Origin of the sequence: Pseudomonas palleroniana, assembly GCF_022836895.1 — a bacterium.
Classification (GTDB): Bacteria; Pseudomonadota; Gammaproteobacteria; order Pseudomonadales; family Pseudomonadaceae; genus Aquipseudomonas; species Aquipseudomonas palleroniana.
Window position 1 is genome coordinate 3,979,848 of record NZ_CP092411.1, and the last position, 15,582, is coordinate 3,995,429.

The window sequence follows — 15,582 nt, forward strand, 5'->3', positions numbered from 1 at the left end:
GCCCCTGCATGCAGTACCGATACATTTCCTCCAGCAGACGAGACTGATCGGTTATACCATCAGGGCCCTAGCCTGGAGCAACCTTATGCCGCCCACGTTTCGTTCGTCGCTGACGCTGGCCCTGGTGGTCGTGTTGACCGGTGTCGGCGCGGGTTTGGGCGGGATGTGCCTGGCGTTGTTGCTGCACGGCATTCAACACCTGGCGTACGGCTACAGCCTTGACAGCCTGGTCAGCCATCAAACCTTTTTGTGGGGCGTGACCGCCGCGACACCCGAACGCCGCCTGCACGTGCTGATGGTGTGCGGGCTGGTGGCCGGGCTGGGCTGGTGGACGCTCTATCGCTATGGCCGCCCGCTGGTGAGCGTCAAGCAGGCCGTGTCGGCAAGCCTGCCGATCATGCCGGCCAAGACCACCCTCGCCCACGCCGTCTTGCAGATCATCACGGTGGCGCTCGGCTCGCCCCTGGGCCGTGAAGTGGCGCCCCGTGAGGTTGGCGCGCTGGCCGCCACCTGGCTGTCCCAACGCGCACGACTAACGCCGGAGATGCACCGGCTGCTCGTCGCCTGTGGTGCGGGCGCCGGGCTGGCGGCGGTGTATAACGTACCGTTGGGCGGCGCGGTGTTTGTGCTGGAAGTGCTGGTGGGCGCATTCAGCTGGCCGGCCGCACTGATGGCGTTGGCCACGTCGGCTATCGGCGCAGCGGTGGCATGGCTCGGGCTGGGGGCGGAAGCGCAATACGTCGTGCCGCACTTTGTGCTGAGCCCGGCGCTGATCGCCTGGGCCGTGGTGTGCGGGCCGGTGTTCGGCGTGGCCGCCTACGGCTTTACCCGCCTGACCGGCGCCGCCAGGGCCCATGCGGCACGCGGGTGGCGCCTGCCGGTGCTGGCGCTGCTCAACTTCAGCCTGATTGGCGGGTTGGCCATGCTGCTGCCGCAGATCCTCGGCAACGGCAAAGGCCCGGCGCAACTGGGCTTTGATAATGAACTGGGCATTGGCCTGGCCGCCGTGTTGCTGGTCGCCAAGGTGCTGGTCACCGCTGCCAGCTTGCGCGCCGGTGCCGAGGGCGGCCTGCTGACACCCGGCCTGGCCAATGGCGCATTACTGGCGATCATCCTGGGCGGTGCCTGGAGCCTGATGCTCCCCGGCGTACCGCTGGGTGCCTTTGCAATCATCGGCGCGGCGGCCTTCCTGGCGGCCAGCATGAGCATGCCGTTGACCGCCATTGTGCTGGTGGCGGAATTCACCCGTATCGAGCATGACTTTCTGGTGCCGATCATCCTGGCCGTCATCGGCTCGGTGTGCGTGAGCAAGCTGTGCCAACGCTGGGAAAACACTGGAAAAAAGCCGGCCTAAGCGCCATCCTTCGCGCTCTAAGCTGCCCACCCGCAGCGCTCGACGCTTAAAGGATATGCCCATGCACGCCCAACCCCTCGCCCCCGCCGATTTCGAATTTCTCGAAGACACCCTGCTCAAGTACGGCGACGATCATTCGGTGCTGAACCTGGCCGAACTCGACGGCTATTTCACGGCGTTGGTCTCCAGCCCCGCGCAGGTGGAAGTCGGCGAGTGGTTTCCGGCGATCTGGGGTGGGCAAAATCCCGACTGGGAAAGCGTGGACGAGGCCCAGCGCTTCCTGGAACTGTGCGTACGGCATATGAATACACTGGCGGCGCAGTTGGCGACCGACGCCCAGGCGTTCAAGGCACGTTTTGATGACACCGACCATCAGGGCCAAGCCGTCACGCTCGCCGAAGAGTGGTGCTTTGGTTACATCCGTGGTGCGGCCATCGGCAACTGGCCAGAGTTGCCGGCTGCCGAAGCCGCGGCGCTGGAGAAGATCTCCTGGTGCGCCGAGCAGGATAACTTCGAGTTGCCGGCAGACCTGGATGTAGGCGCCCATCAACAGCGGGTCAGCGAAATCGAACCGGCTGCGCGGGCGCTACATGATTACTGGTTGGCCAAGCGTTAAGCCGGCTTATTTGAAGTCCAGATCAAACGCCTGGTAGAACGCATTGCCGGTGTTGGCCACGATCCACATCAGCACCACCACGTGCCGGCCCTTCTTGCCCTTGGGCAGCGTCACCTGATGCTCGACCTTGGCTTTGAGCGCGTCGGCATGTTGGTAGTACGGCACTTGGGTGTAGAAATCCTCGAAAAACGGCTTGGCTTCCAACTGAGCGCGGCTGATGCGCTGTTTCGGGTCCCAGCCATCCTTGGTGATAAGCCAGCGGTAGCCCCGGGTGACGTGGGGCGCGGTGTATTCCCACTGCACCTTGAACACCTGGCCGGCCTCGACGTTCAACAACGGCCAGGTAAACGGCGTATTGAGCTTCTTGCTCATCTCTTCATCGGTGAAGTTGAGGCAGTCGCGATCGTCAGTCTTGCCGCCGCTCAGGATATGCCCATCGGCAGGTGGCGTGACACTCTGGTCATCGGTTTGATAAGGCGCGGGAAACGGCCCGGCGTTGAGTGCCGGGAAGTTCTTGCCGCCTTCCATTTCGTTGACTTGCCAGTTGCCCAGCAGCCCGCGTTCCACCGCGACCGAGCCACGGCTGGCCGGGGTCACGACGCGACCATGCTTGAGTTGAGTCTGGGGTTTGTTCATTTCAGTCACTCCTTGATTGAAAACTCCCCGGGATGGGGAGCGACCTGAACTTACCCCACCACCCGCGCTTGTCCACCGAGCCACAGCGTAGGAAAAGTTACATGGCACGCACGTCCCATTGAGCAGACGCATTTGTCCTGCGTCGGATTTGGGTATGTGCCTACCTTGCAAGGGGGCATCCACCTACAGCTCTTGTCCTGGGACCGGTAGCGGCCTGAACCACCCGAGCACCGAGCGCACTGTGGAAAATGCCGCTCGGCGGTGATCCCCGCTCGACAAGCACCGCGCCTATACCCGATTATTCGGGTCCGCCCGTTGGCCGCGCCAGCCACCTTGCCTTGACCAGGAGCCTTGTACCTTGAGTTCGCAGAAAACCGTGACCGTGACACCGCCCAACTTCCCCCTGAACGGCAAGGTCGCGCCCCCCGGCTCCAAGTCCATTACCAACCGCGCCCTGTTGCTGGCGGCCCTGGCCAAGGGCACCAGCCGCCTGAGTGGTGCGCTGAAGAGCGATGACACCCGCCATATGTCGGTGGCGCTGCGCCAGATGGGCGTGACCATCGATGAGCCGGACGACACCACCTTTGTCGTCACCAGCACGGGCAAACTGCAACTGCCTGCACAACCGTTGTTCCTCGGCAATGCCGGCACCGCCATGCGTTTTCTCACCGCCGCCGTGGCCACCGTGCAAGGCACCGTGGTACTGACCGGCGACGACTATATGCAAAAACGCCCGATCGGCCCGCTGCTGGCGACCCTTGGCCAGAACGGTATCCGCGTCGACAGCCCCACCGGCTGCCCGCCGGTGACGGTGCACGGCGTGGGCAAGGTGCAAGCCAAGCGTTTCGAGATCGATGGCGGTTTGTCCAGCCAGTACGTGTCGGCCCTGCTGATGCTCGCGGCCTGCGGCGAAGCACCGATTGACGTGGCGTTGACCGGCAAGGACATCGGCGCCCGCGGCTACGTGGACCTGACCCTGGACTGCATGCGGGCCTTCGGCGCGCAGGTCGAGGTGGTCGACGACAGCACCTGGCGCGTGGCTCCGACCGGCTATACCGCGCATGACTACCTGATCGAACCCGACGCCTCCGCCGCCACCTATCTGTGGGCCGCTGAAGTGTTGACCGGTGGTCGCATCGATATCGGCGTGGCGGCGCAGGACTTCACCCAGCCGGACGCCAAGGCCCAGGCCATGATCGCGCAATTCCCGAACATGCAGGCCGAGGTCGTCGGCTCGCAGATGCAGGACGCGATCCCGACCCTGGCAGTGCTCGCCGCCTTCAACAACACGCCGGTACGCTTCACGGAACTGGCCAACCTGCGCGTAAAAGAATGCGACCGCGTACAGGCCCTGCACGACGGCCTCAACGAAATCCGCCCGGGCCTGGCGACCATCGAAGGCGACGATCTGTTGGTGGCAAGCGACCCGGCACTCGCCGGCACCGCATGCGCGGCGCTGATCGACACCCACGCCGACCACCGCATCGCCATGTGCTTTGCCCTGGCCGGGCTGAAAGTCTCGGGTATCCGCATCCAAGACCCCGACTGCGTGGCCAAGACCTATCCTGAATACTGGAAGGCCCTGGGTAGCCTTGGGGTTACGCTGAGCTACTGAAGCCGGCGGCGTCGGAATGGGGAGGTCGTGCACATGACAATTCGCCAACCCTGCCCACCCGGCGCCTGCGTTTGCGATCGCGAACAATTGCTGGACGTGCCCGGTGCCGACTTACGTATCCTGCATCTGACGCGCCAGGAAGAGAAACGCCTGATCGAACGCCTCGAAGACCTCAAGAGCCTGCAAGACCTGGAACACATGCAACAGCGGATGTACGAGTTATTGGGCATCCGCCTGCATATCGCGCCGGGGCATACCGAGGTCAAGAGCATGCGCGGGATCCAGATCGTCATCGATGAACTGCCGGGTATGTGTCGCAAGACCCGGCAGGCGATCCCGGCGGCGATTCGTCGCGGCATGGAGAAACGCCCGGAAATTGCCTACCGCTTGCTGGATGCCCACGACCTGTTTCGCGAAGGCTGAATCAGCTGGCGACCGGCTCGTCCTCAAACACCCTCTGCCCGATGGCCTTCGCCGTCTGCAAATGCGCCTGCGCAGTGCCACTTTCCGATTCCAGCAACAGCTGCGATGTCACCACCTGCGCCCCGCAGTAATCAAAGATGCCGTAGTCGATTTGCGTGCGCATGGCCTGGGCGTAACCGTGCCGCTCAAACGCCCCCTCATCCGCCGCACCGACTGCGAGCAAGTGCACCTGCACATGGCGCAGCTTTTTCACCACCGGCAAATCCGGGCCGTAATCGATCGCCCAACCGTTGACGAACACGCGGTCCACCCAGCCCTTGAGCAAAGCCGGCAACGACCACCAATAAATCGGAAACACCAGCACCAACGCATCCGCGCGGTCGATACGCGCCTGTTCGGCAAGCACGTCAGCCGGTGGGGTGGCACGGGCGCGATGCACCCGGTGATCGGCCAGGGTATAGCGCGGATCGAAGCCTTCGCCCGCAAGGTCAGCGATTTCATAGCTGTGCCCGGACGCAGTGAGGCCAGCAGCGACCTGCGCCGCCAGGCTGTGGGTGAGCGATGCCGGGTCGTGGTGAGCAACAACGATCAAAGCGTGCATGACAATGACTCCCTTTCGGTTTAGGCTGCACATAAATTACTTTTAGTAAGTTACCTCCAGTAAGTTACGTTTGGTATATAAGCATGTCAAGTCATGAATCCCCTGCCCCACGTCGACGCTTGTCTCGCGAAGATCGTTTTCGCCAATTGCTCGAAGTGGCCTGGCAACTGGTGCGTGAAGAAGGCACCGACGCGCTCACGCTGGGCCGCCTGGCGGAACTGGCAGGTGTCACCAAGCCGGTGGTGTATGACCATTTCGTCACGCGGGCGGGGTTGTTGGCTGCGCTGTATGAAGATTTTGACGGGCGGCAGAATCAGCTCTTTGCCGAGGCCATCGAAGCCAGCGCGGCCACCCTGGAAGATCGGGCCGGGGTGATCGCCGCGTGTTACGTCGATTGCGTGTTACTGCAGGGCCGGGAGATTCCCGGGGTGATCGCCGCACTCAGCAGCTCGCCGGAACTGGAGGCGCTCAAGCGACGATACGAGGCGATCTTCCTCGATAAATGCCGTGAGGCGCTGTCGCCATTTGCCCCTGGCAGGCAGGTTTCCCAAGCCGGGCTGCGGGCCATGCTGGGGGCAGCGGAAGCCCTGTCCCAGGCCGCCGCCAGCGGCGAACTCAGCCGTGAAGAGGCGCAACAGGAACTGCTGGCGACGATCCTCGCGATGGTCAATCGCAGTTAAACGTACATCTGCCGCAAGGGCGCGTGTTTCAGCCGCGAGCCTGTAGAAACAACTGCACCTTGCGCGCCAATTGATCCAGATGGCGATCGCGCTGCTTCTCGGCATCGACCATGGCGCGCTTGCCGTGTTTTTGCAGCAGGTAGGTGTGAATCTGCCGCACTTCCAACGAGCGGTAGATGGCCGCGACATCCAGCACGCCCATCAGGCCGTCGGTGCCATAGTCGCGAGTGTTCATCAGCACCTGCGTGCCACGCGCACCACGCACTTGAAACCCCATGGCCTCGAAGGTCGCGACCTTTTCCACGGCGCACGCCAGCTCGGCATGGGGATAGCGTGCGAGTACGTCCTGCAGCATCGCCCGCGCGATTCCCTGGCGCCGATACCCGGCTTGCACGGCCATGAAGGCAATACCGCAGGCGTGCGGATCATCCTTCACCGGCAGATAGAGGCAAAAGCCCACCACCTGTTCCTCTTCCATCGCCACGACCAGTTCGACAGCGATGCCCTTTGCCCCATCCAAGGCCTCCAGGTACAGGTGCACCTCAAAACCGATGGCGTATTGGTAGATGTTGTAGAGCAAGTTGCTCGGCGGCAGCGCGACACTGCTGATGTCGGTGAGGTTGTCCACCACCATCTGCAGGATCTGGCCATTGATGGCTTCGGGGCACGGCGTGGTGTAACGGGTAAGGCTGAACATGCAAATTCCTGGGGTTTCGCGTCAAGGCAACGGCGATTGTACCTGTTGCAGGCACACCTCACGCAAACAGCCGCGCAGCCAGCGATGGGCCAGGTCGGCGTCCTGACGTGGGTGCCAGAGCATCGCCACGGTGAAAGGCGGTAGCGCAACCGGCAAGGTAAACCGGAACAGCCCCTCGGGCTGATTGGCGGTGTAGCGTTCGGGCACGCTGGCGATCAGATCGCTGGCGCGGGCCAGGGCGACAGCGGTGGAGAACCCCGCCACAACGGTGTAGATCTGCCGGCTCAAGCCCAGCGCTTCGAGCGCATCGTCAATCTGGCCACGGTCCTGGCCGCGCCGCGAGACATACACGTGGCCGCCTTCGGCAAAACGCGCAGCGCTGATTTCACCCTGGCTCAGCGCATGGCCGCTGCGCACCACCCCGATCAACCGGTCGCGAAACAGCGCCTGGGTCAGCACCTCGGGGCCGGCGCCGGCGTCGACCACGCCGGTTTCCAGGTCGACACTGCCGTCGCGGAGCCAGTCCGTGTGTTTGTCGGTTTTATTGATGAAGCGCAGCCGCACGCCCGGCGCGTCCCGGCCGATGCGCGCGAGCAGCGCCGGGCCGAAGCTTTCGACGAACTCCTCGCTGGTGCGCAGGGTAAAGCTGCGCGCCACGCGGCGCATATCCAGGGATTGTGCGGGGCGCAGCACGCCTTGGGCCTGCTGCACCAGGAGTCCGACCTGTTCGCGCAATGCCTGGGCACGTGGCGTGGGCACCAGTCGGCGACCGGCGCGGACCAGCAACGGGTCGCCGGTGGTTTCGCGCAGACGCGCCAGTGCCCGGCTCATGGCCGACGGGCTCAAGCCCAGGCGCTTGGCGGCACCGGCGACGCTGCCTTCGCTCAACAAGACGTCCAGGGTAATCAGCAGATTGAGATCGGGCATCGGCACTCCTGACAAGGCGTTAAACGCACGTATTAACTGCAAACCATGCGTCTTCCGCCATGTTAAACGAGGTCGTAGATTGGTGACATCCGCATTCATTCAAGGAATCGTCCATGCAGACCTCCTCCCGAGGCGCTCTTTGGAGCCTGTGTTTGTCCATGTTGCTGGCCTCGCTCGGCACCAGCATTGCCAATGTCGGCTTACCCTCGTTGGCGCAGGTGTTCGAGACGTCATTTCATGCCGTGCAGTGGGTGGTACTGGTGTATCTGCTGGCAATCACGGCGGTGATTGTGGCGGCCGGCAGCCTGGGTGATCGCGTGGGGCGCCGGCGCTTATTGCTGATCGGGCTGCTGCTGTTTGCACTGGCCTGCGGGTTGTGTGCGGCCGCGCCGTCGCTGCCATGGCTGGTGGTCGCACGGGGACTGCAGGGGCTGGGGGCGGCGAGCATGATGGCAATGACCTTGGCGCTGGTCGGCGACACCGTCACCAAAGCGCACACGGGCCGTGTCATGGGGTTGCTCGGCACAATGTCGGCGCTGGGTACCGCCCTGGGTCCGAGCATCGGCGGAGTACTGCTCAGCCTGTGGGGTTGGCGGGCGCTGTTTCTGGTCGGCCTGCCATTGGGCTTGCTGGCCACCACCCTCGCCTATCGCTACCTGCCGACTGATCGGCTACGCAGATCGAATGCCACCGGCCTGGGCTGGCGTGTCGCGCTGGCAGACGGGCCGTTGCGCGCCGGCCTGGCGATGAGCGCGCTGATTGCCGCCGTGATCATGGCGACCTTTGTCGTCGGTCCGTTTTATTTGTCCCGTGGCCTGGGGCTCGATGCGACCTGGATGGGCCTGGCCATGGCCGTTGGCCCCTGCGTGGCGGCCTGCGCCGGCGTACCGGCGGGCCGTCTCACCGACCACTTCGGCAGCCGCCGCATGACCCTTGCCGGCCTGGGCTTGTTGTTCTGTGGCGCCCTGCTGTTGTCATGCGCCAGCGGCCTGCCGGCGTACCTGACGGCACTGGTGGTTTTGACCTGCGGCTACAGCCTGTTCCAGGCGGCCAACAACACCGCGGTGATGAGCGACGTGCACGCGACCCACCGAGGCACGGTCTCGGGCCTGCTGAACCTGTCGCGCAACCTGGGCCTGATTATCGGCACTTCGGCCCTCGGCGCAGTGTTTGCCTGGGCCACGCCGGATGTTACGAATGCCCCCGCACAATCGGTCGCCAACGGCCTGCATGCGACCTTCAGCGTCGCGCTGGGGCTGATCCTGTTGGCGGTCGTAATACGACACAAATATTGACAAGATAAAATCGTAACGACTATTGTCTGACAACCTGATCAACAAGGCTGTCCCATGCTTGAGCTCCAACGCCCCGACTCGCTGGTCGTACGGGTTGTCAGCGCCATTCGCGCAGAAATCGATTCCGGCCGACTGCCGCCGGAGTCCCGCATGCCCACAGAGCAGCAACTGGCCGAGCAGCTCAACGTCAGCCGTTCCGTGGTGCGCGAAGCCATCGCACAGCTCAAGGCCGATGGCGTCATCACCGCACGACGGGGCCTGGGTTCGTTCATTTCACAGACGCCGGCCGGCACAGTGTTCCGTTTTCCGCAGCAAGATGGCCGCCGTCCAGACCTGGCGCAAATGTTCGAGGTGCGTCTGTGGATCGAAACCCAAGCCGCTTCAATCGCTGCCCGGCGCCGCGATGAGGCCGACCTGCAGCGCATGAAAGGCGCCTTGCAAGCCATGCAGGACAACCGCGATAACTTCGAAGCCGCCGCCATCGCCGATGTGGAGTTCCATCGCGCCATTGCCGACGCCAGTAAAAATGACTACTTCGTGGCCTTTCACGACTTCCTGCGTAGCCAGTTGGCCAGCGCCCGCAAAACCGCCTGGGAAAACTCGGCGTCGCGTTTTGCCACCGGCTCCGCTGATGCGACGCAGGAACACCAACGGCTCTACCAGGCGATTGCCGACGGTGATGCGCAACGCGCCGCCGCCAGTGCCGAGGCGCATTTGCGAGCCGCAGCCCGGCGCCTTAGCCTGGAACTGCCGACTACCGCCTGATCCTATGAATAGCGTGTCCTGGACACGCCCCTTTTTTAACAAAAACATTAGTCTGACAACCTGATAAGCAGACCAAAATGTATAACGATAGGTATTTCACGCAATGATTCACGACTTTTGCATTATCGGTGGCGGCATCGTCGGCCTGGCCACCGCGATGGAGCTGCTCAAGCGCCAACCGGGCGCTTCGGTGGTGATCCTGGAAAAAGAACCGGTGCTGGCCAGGCACCAGACCGGTCACAACAGTGGTGTCATCCACGCCGGCATCTACTACGCACCAGGCAGTCTCAAGGCAGACCTGTGCAAGCGCGGCGCCGCAGCTACCAAACAGTTCTGCACCGAGCACGGCATCAAGTTCGAGGTGTGCGGCAAGATGCTGGTGGCCTCAAGCCCCCTGGAAATGCAGCGGATGGAAGCGCTGTACGCCCGCGCCCAGCTCAACGGCATGCACGTCGAACGCCTGGACGCCGACCAGTTGCGTCAGCGTGAACCGAACATCGTCGGCCTGGGCGCGCTGTTTCTCGACGCCACCGGCATCGTCGACTACCGCCAGGTGTGCGAAACCATGGCCCAAGTGATCCTTCGCGGCGGCGGCGAGATCTGCCTGGAACGCACCGTCACCGCGATCCACGAGGACACCGACAAAGTCAGCGTCAGCACCCTCGGCGAAACCTGGCAGGCTCGGCACCTGGTGGTCTGCGCCGGCTTGCAGTCGGACCGTCTGGCCACCCTGGCCGGGGTGGCGATCAATCACCAGATCATCCCGTTCCGTGGCGAGTACTTCCGCCTGCCCGCGTCGAAAAACACCCTCGTCAACCATCTGATCTACCCGATTCCTGACCCGGAGCTGCCGTTTCTCGGCGTGCACCTGACCCGCATGATCGACGGCAGCGTGACCGTCGGCCCGAACGCGGTGCTGGGCCTGGGCCGCGAGAACTACCGCAAGTTCTCGGTGAACTGGCGCGACGTGGCGCAGTACGCCAGTTTCCCCGGTTTCTGGAAAACCCTCTGGCAAAACCTCGGCTCGGGCACCACCGAGATGAAGAACTCACTGTTCAAGTCCGGCTATCTGGAGCAGTGCCGCAAATACTGCCCATCGCTGACCCTCGACGACCTGTTGCCCTGCGAAGCCGGTATTCGCGCCCAGGCGGTGATGCGCGACGGTAGCCTGGTGCACGACTTCCTGTTCGCCCAAACCCCACGAATGCTGCACGTCTGCAACGCGCCCTCGCCGGCCGCCACGTCAGCCATGCCCATCGGCGCAATGATCGCCGACCGCCTGTTCACTCCCCAGTAACACCCGGCAATACGCGTCCATTTGACAATAACTATAAAGACTCAGAAGGAAGTACAGCATGACGGCCCCCGTCTCTATCGCCACCCACGAAACGCCCGAGCAAACCCGCAAACGCCTGCGCAAAGTCGCCGCCGCGACCATCTTCGGCTCCATGCTGGAGTGGTATGACTTCTACCTGTACGCCACCATGGCGGCTATTGTGTTCTCGAAGATTTTCTTCGATAACAGCGACCCGAAGACCGCTTCGCTGATGGCGTTCTCCACCTTTGCCATCGGTTTTATCGCCCGCCCGTTCGGCGGCATCCTGTTTGGTTACCTGGGCGACAAGTTCGGCCGCAAGCAAGTGCTGGTGCTGACCTTCTGCCTGATGGGCGTATGTACCACACTGATCGGCCTGATCCCCAATTACGCCTCCATCGGTATCTGGGCGCCGATCGTGCTGGTGTTTATCCGCATCATTCAAGGCCTGGGCGCCGGTGCCGAGCTGTCGGGTGCCGCAGTGACGTCCTATGAACACGCCTCCCAGGGCAAACGCGGCAGCCAGGGGGCGTGGCCGGCGCTGGGCCTGAACCTGGGCCTGTTGCTGTCGTCACTCACCGTGTACTTGCTCACCATGAACGGCAATGAGTTCCTGCTGGCCGGAGGCTGGCGCATTCCGTTCGTGTGCAGCATCGTGCTGGTGGGGATCGGCCTGTGGGTGCGTAACAGCATTCCGGAAACCCCGCAGTTCAAGGAACTGAGCCAAGAGGCCGCCAAGGTCAAGGCTTCGCCGCTCAAGGCCTTATTCAAGAACGACCTGAAGGGGCTGGCGGTGGTGTTCTTTGTGGCCGTTGGCTATAACGCCCTGAGCTACATCTTCAAGACCTTCTCCCTGGCCTACCTGACCCAGTTCAAAGGTGTCGATGTGCATGTCACCTCATTGTCGGTGACGATCGCCAGCCTGATCGCCATCGTCGCGGTGCCCTGCTTCGGCTGGCTGTGCGACCAGTGGAGCAGCAAGACCGTACTGATGCTCGGCGGGGTGTTTTCGCTGCTGTTCGCCTACCCGTTCCTGGCCCTGCTCAACAGTGGCGAAAGCCTGATGATCTACCTCGCCATCGGCGTTGGCACCGGCATTCTCGCACCGATGATGTTTGCCCCGCAGGGCTCGTTCCTGAGCCGCCAGTTCCCGACCCAGACGCGCTCCTCGGGCTTCGGCACCGGACGTGAAATCGGCACCGCCATCGCCGGCGGCCTGGCACCCTTGGGTGCGCTGTCAATGGTGGCGGCGTCGGCCACCCACTCCACCGATGGCGTGGTGATCATCCTCGCTGTTTCGGCGTTGCTAGTAGTGGTGTTCGCCTTGTGCGACCAGGGTCGCAAACACTCGACATTCAAGAACTGAGGCAAAAAGTTCAGATCAATGGGTGCATGGATGCACCCGGATCGCGCATCATGGGCACTTTCAAGCTCAAGGGTAACGTCCATGCGCGTTCTGTCATTGATGATGGGCCTGACGACGCTGGCCGCCACTACGGTGTTCTGCGCCAGCGCGATGGCGAATGAAGAAAGTCAGTTGGTACAACAGATCAACCAGTACCGCAGCCAGGTGCAACGCTGTGGTGACCAGGGTTCCCAGGAACTGCCGCCGCTGACCAGCGACACACGGCTGGTACTGCCGGCGACCAACGTCGGCGATTTGCAGCAATCTCTGGCGCGGGCGGCGTATCCGATGGTCAACGTGCAGGCCATCAGCCTGTCCGGGCCCAAGGATGCGCAAGCGGCGATGAAAGCCGTGCGCGAGAGCTTCTGCCGCGTAGTGCTGGACCCGCAATTCGTCGACATCGGCGTGAGCAACAGCGGCCAGGACTGGCGCATCGTGCTGGCCCGACCGCTGCTGACCAGCGGCCTGGGTGACTGGTCGACCGAAGGCAAGCAACTGCTCAACCTGATCAACGCCGCCCGCGCCCAGGCGCGCCAGTGCGGCACCCAGGCCTTCAACGCGACCACGCCACTGACGTGGAACGACGACCTCGCGGGAGCTGCCAACAGCCACACCCGCAACATGGCCAACGGCAACTTCTTCGACCACCTGGACCACGACGGCCGCACTCCGGGCGATCGGGCCGAACTGGCCGGGTACAGCGCGAAGAACATCGGCGAAAACATCGCCGCCGGCCTCGATACGCCACGCAAGGTGGTAGACGGTTGGCTCGCCAGCCCAGGGCATTGCGCGAACCTGATGAACCCGCAATTCCGCGAGCTGGGTGCGGCCTACGCCATGGACCCGAAGAGTGATGCGGGGATCTACTGGACGGCGGATTTCGGCGCACAACAGTAGCGGCACACCCGCCCGGCATGCTGGGCGGGTGTCGACTCAAATAAAGACGACATCAAATTGCCATCTCCTGGATAATCGCGCTGAACTGGCCGCGTTGATTCCGGTCTGTTGCTTGTCAGGCTGCCTTTCAGGCATCGACAGTACGTGGCAAACAAGGTGTTAGTGCAATGATGAATTGGCTGCAAAGCAGCAGCGACATGGCCGAGCAGGTGCGCCGCCATGATTGGGCCAGTACCCCACTGGGGCCACTGGAGCAATGGCCGGACGTGCTCAAGACCACGGTCGCGCTGTGCTTTGCTTCAAGCTTCCCGCAGGCCATCGTCTGGGGGCCGTCCCTGACGACGCTGTACAATGACGCCTTTGTGCCGATTCTGGGCGACAAGCCATTTGCCCTCGGACGCCCGTTCAGTGAGATATGGCAAGAGGCCTGGCACGAAATCAGCCCGATCGCCGACGCGGCCTATCAAGGCCATGCCACCTACATCGAAAACTATCCCCTAGTGATCGAGCGTGGCGCCGGCCCTGAGCAGGCGTATTTCACCTTTTGCTACAGCCCGATCCGCGACTCCCAAGGCAAGGTCGTGGGCCTGCTCGACACCGTCACCGAAACCACCACCACCGTCTTCCTCGCCCGCCGCCTCGCTGCGCTGGATGCCATCGGCAATGCCGTGGCCGGCGCCACCGACGCGCAAGCGATCATGAGCCTCACCACGCGCCTGCTGGCCGAACACTTGCAGGTCTCCAATTGCGCCTATGCCGATATGGATGCCGATGAAGACGGCTTCACCATTCGCGGCAACTGGGCCGCGCCCGGTTCGCCCAGCATTGTCGGGCGCTATCGCCTGGCCTCGTTTGGGGCACGCGCAGTGCGCAAACTGCGCTCGGGCGAACCCCTGGTGATTCGCGACAACCGGCTAGAGTTCACGCCCGAGGAGTCGGCCCGCTACCAGGCCCTGGGTGCCACGGCGACGGTGTGTTTCCCGCTGATCAAGGAGGGTCGCCTGACGGCCCTGATGGCGGTGCATCACAAAACCCCGCGCGTCTGGTCGCCGTATGACCTGGCGCTGGTGGGTGAAGTCACCGAGCGCTCCTGGGCCCATATCGAGCGCGTACGCGCTGACGCGGCCGTGCGCGAGGGGTTGGCGGCCATCACCGAACTGAACGCCACCCTGGAACAACGGGTGCAAGAGCGCACCCTCGCACTCACCCAGGCTGAAGCCGCGCTGCACCAATCGCAAAAGCTCGAAGCCATCGGCCAATTGACCGGTGGCGTGGCTCACGACTTCAACAATTTGCTGACGATCATTCGCTCGTCCGTGGATTTTCTGCGCCAGCCAGGGCTGTCCGAGGAACGCCGCCGGCGCTACCTCGGCGCCGTCTCCGACACCGTCGAGCGGGCCAGCAAGCTCACCAGCCAGTTGCTTGCGTTCGCCCGCCGCCAGCCGCTGAACCCGGAAGCCTTCGACCTGAGCCGGCGCGTGCAAAATATCGGCGAGATGCTCGAAAGCGTCACCGGTTCACGCATTCATGTGCAGGTCGAAGTGCCTGGGCGTCCCTGCCATGTGTGTGTCGACGCCAGCCAGTTCGAGACTGCGCTGATCAACATTGCCCTCAACGCACGCGATGCCATGGGTGGCCAAGGCACCCTGACCCTGCGCGTCGCGTGCGTCTCAGCGCTGCCGCGCATCCGTGGCGATGCCCCAGTCCAACAGCCGTTCGTGACGGTGTCCCTCACCGACACGGGCACGGGCATCCCGCGTGAGACGTTCGAGCGTATTTTCGAACCGTTCTTTACCACCAAGGCCGTCGGCAAAGGCACCGGGCTGGGCCTGTCCCAGGTGTTCGGGTTTGCCAAGCAGTCCGGCGGTAACATCGAAGTGGCCAGCACCCTGGGCCAAGGCACGGTGTTTACCCTCTACCTGCCCGAGGTGGAAGCGCCGGTCGCCCAGCACACGGCGCCGGACCCGGCACACAGCCCACTGCGGGACATGGCCATGGGGCATATCCTGATCGTCGAAGACAACCTCGAAGTCGGCCGTTTCGCCAACCAGATCCTCCAGGACCTGGGCTACCGGACCACCTGGGCTACCGATGCCGAACAGGCACTGGCGCTGGCGGGTGAGGACGCGATGGCCTTCGACGGCATCTTTTCGGATGTGGTGATGCCCGGCATGACCGGCGTGGCCATGGCCAAGCTGCTGCGCCAGCGACGGCCGGACTTGCCGGTGGTGCTCACCTCAGGCTACAGCGAAGAGCTGGCCGACAGTGGCTATGAGGGCTTCGAATTCCTGGCCAAGCCCTATTCCGCCGATCAGGTGGCATGGACGCTGGCCAAATCGATGCGCCGGGACTGAGC

At 63.4% G+C, this 15,582-nt stretch carries 15 protein-coding genes; 11 read left to right on the plus strand and 4 right to left on the minus strand.

Annotated elements, in window-relative coordinates:
* The first annotated feature begins 85 nt into the window (after positions 1–85).
* Positions 86–1,354: a chloride channel protein gene (locus tag MJP36_RS18060; protein ID WP_244383675.1), complete on the plus strand. Its 1,269-nt coding sequence runs from the start codon at positions 86–88 to the stop codon at positions 1,352–1,354.
* Between the two features lie 61 nt (positions 1,355–1,415).
* Entirely contained in the window at positions 1,416–1,970 is a 555-nt protein-coding gene (locus MJP36_RS18065) for a UPF0149 family protein (RefSeq protein ID WP_104993518.1), read from the plus strand.
* A 6-nt stretch (positions 1,971–1,976) separates the two neighbouring features.
* Here MJP36_RS18065 and MJP36_RS18070 read toward each other — a convergent pair whose 3' ends face one another.
* Positions 1,977–2,606, minus strand: a complete 630-nt coding sequence (locus MJP36_RS18070; RefSeq protein WP_060757022.1) for a lytic polysaccharide monooxygenase auxiliary activity family 9 protein — start codon at positions 2,604–2,606, stop codon at positions 1,977–1,979.
* 358 nt (positions 2,607–2,964) lie between these two features.
* Between MJP36_RS18070 and aroA the strand changes: the two genes are divergently transcribed.
* Both aroA and MJP36_RS18080 read left to right on the plus strand, forming a co-directional pair.
* Positions 2,965–4,221: a 3-phosphoshikimate 1-carboxyvinyltransferase gene (aroA, locus tag MJP36_RS18075; protein ID WP_244383676.1), complete on the plus strand. Its 1,257-nt coding sequence runs from the start codon at positions 2,965–2,967 to the stop codon at positions 4,219–4,221.
* Positions 4,222–4,254: 33 nt separating this feature from the next.
* Positions 4,255–4,644, plus strand: coding sequence for a hypothetical protein (locus MJP36_RS18080; protein WP_060757024.1), 390 nt, complete (start codon positions 4,255–4,257; stop codon positions 4,642–4,644).
* A 1-nt stretch (position 4,645) separates the two neighbouring features.
* On the opposite strand, the gene MJP36_RS18085 is transcribed toward MJP36_RS18080, so the two are convergent.
* A complete protein-coding gene (locus tag MJP36_RS18085; RefSeq protein ID WP_161550216.1) occupies positions 4,646–5,245 on the minus strand; it encodes an NAD(P)H-dependent oxidoreductase in 600 nt (199 codons plus the stop codon).
* 83 nt (positions 5,246–5,328) lie between these two features.
* On the opposite strand from MJP36_RS18085, the gene MJP36_RS18090 reads away from it, so the two are divergent.
* The gene (locus MJP36_RS18090) at positions 5,329–5,925 is read left to right on the plus strand and encodes a TetR/AcrR family transcriptional regulator (protein ID WP_104993515.1); all 597 of its coding nucleotides are present in this window, start codon (positions 5,329–5,331) and stop codon (positions 5,923–5,925) included.
* Between the two features lie 28 nt (positions 5,926–5,953).
* Here the strand turns inward: MJP36_RS18090 and MJP36_RS18095 are convergent, their stop codons facing one another.
* On the minus strand, positions 5,954–6,622 hold the full coding sequence (locus MJP36_RS18095; protein WP_198761677.1) for a GNAT family N-acetyltransferase: 669 nt from the start codon (positions 6,620–6,622) through the stop codon (positions 5,954–5,956).
* 21 nt (positions 6,623–6,643) lie between these two features.
* The gene (locus tag MJP36_RS18100; RefSeq protein ID WP_244383677.1) at positions 6,644–7,549 is read right to left on the minus strand and encodes a LysR family transcriptional regulator; all 906 of its coding nucleotides are present in this window, start codon (positions 7,547–7,549) and stop codon (positions 6,644–6,646) included.
* 113 nt (positions 7,550–7,662) lie between these two features.
* On the opposite strand from MJP36_RS18100, the gene MJP36_RS18105 reads away from it, so the two are divergent.
* The 6 genes from MJP36_RS18105 to MJP36_RS18130 all read left to right on the plus strand — a co-directional run bounded on the left by MJP36_RS18105 (position 7,663) and on the right by MJP36_RS18130 (position 15,580).
* A complete protein-coding gene (locus MJP36_RS18105) occupies positions 7,663–8,844 on the plus strand; it encodes an MFS transporter (protein ID WP_244383678.1) in 1,182 nt (393 codons plus the stop codon).
* A gap of 54 nt (positions 8,845–8,898) precedes the next feature.
* A complete protein-coding gene (locus MJP36_RS18110) occupies positions 8,899–9,609 on the plus strand; it encodes a FadR/GntR family transcriptional regulator (protein ID WP_090371356.1) in 711 nt (236 codons plus the stop codon).
* 103 nt (positions 9,610–9,712) lie between these two features.
* Positions 9,713–10,906: an L-2-hydroxyglutarate oxidase gene (gene lhgO / locus MJP36_RS18115; protein ID WP_244383679.1), complete on the plus strand. Its 1,194-nt coding sequence runs from the start codon at positions 9,713–9,715 to the stop codon at positions 10,904–10,906.
* Positions 10,907–10,964: 58 nt separating this feature from the next.
* Positions 10,965–12,290 (plus strand): MFS transporter, encoded by a 1,326-nt coding sequence (locus tag MJP36_RS18120; protein ID WP_244383680.1) that lies wholly within the window; start codon positions 10,965–10,967, stop codon positions 12,288–12,290.
* Between the two features lie 81 nt (positions 12,291–12,371).
* Positions 12,372–13,226 carry a CAP domain-containing protein gene (locus tag MJP36_RS18125; RefSeq protein WP_060757033.1) on the plus strand — a complete coding sequence of 285 codons (855 nt, stop codon included), beginning with the start codon at positions 12,372–12,374 and terminating at the stop codon, positions 13,224–13,226.
* A 167-nt stretch (positions 13,227–13,393) separates the two neighbouring features.
* On the plus strand, positions 13,394–15,580 hold the full coding sequence (locus MJP36_RS18130; RefSeq protein WP_244383681.1) for an ATP-binding protein: 2,187 nt from the start codon (positions 13,394–13,396) through the stop codon (positions 15,578–15,580).
* The last annotated feature ends 2 nt before the right edge of the window (positions 15,581–15,582 follow it).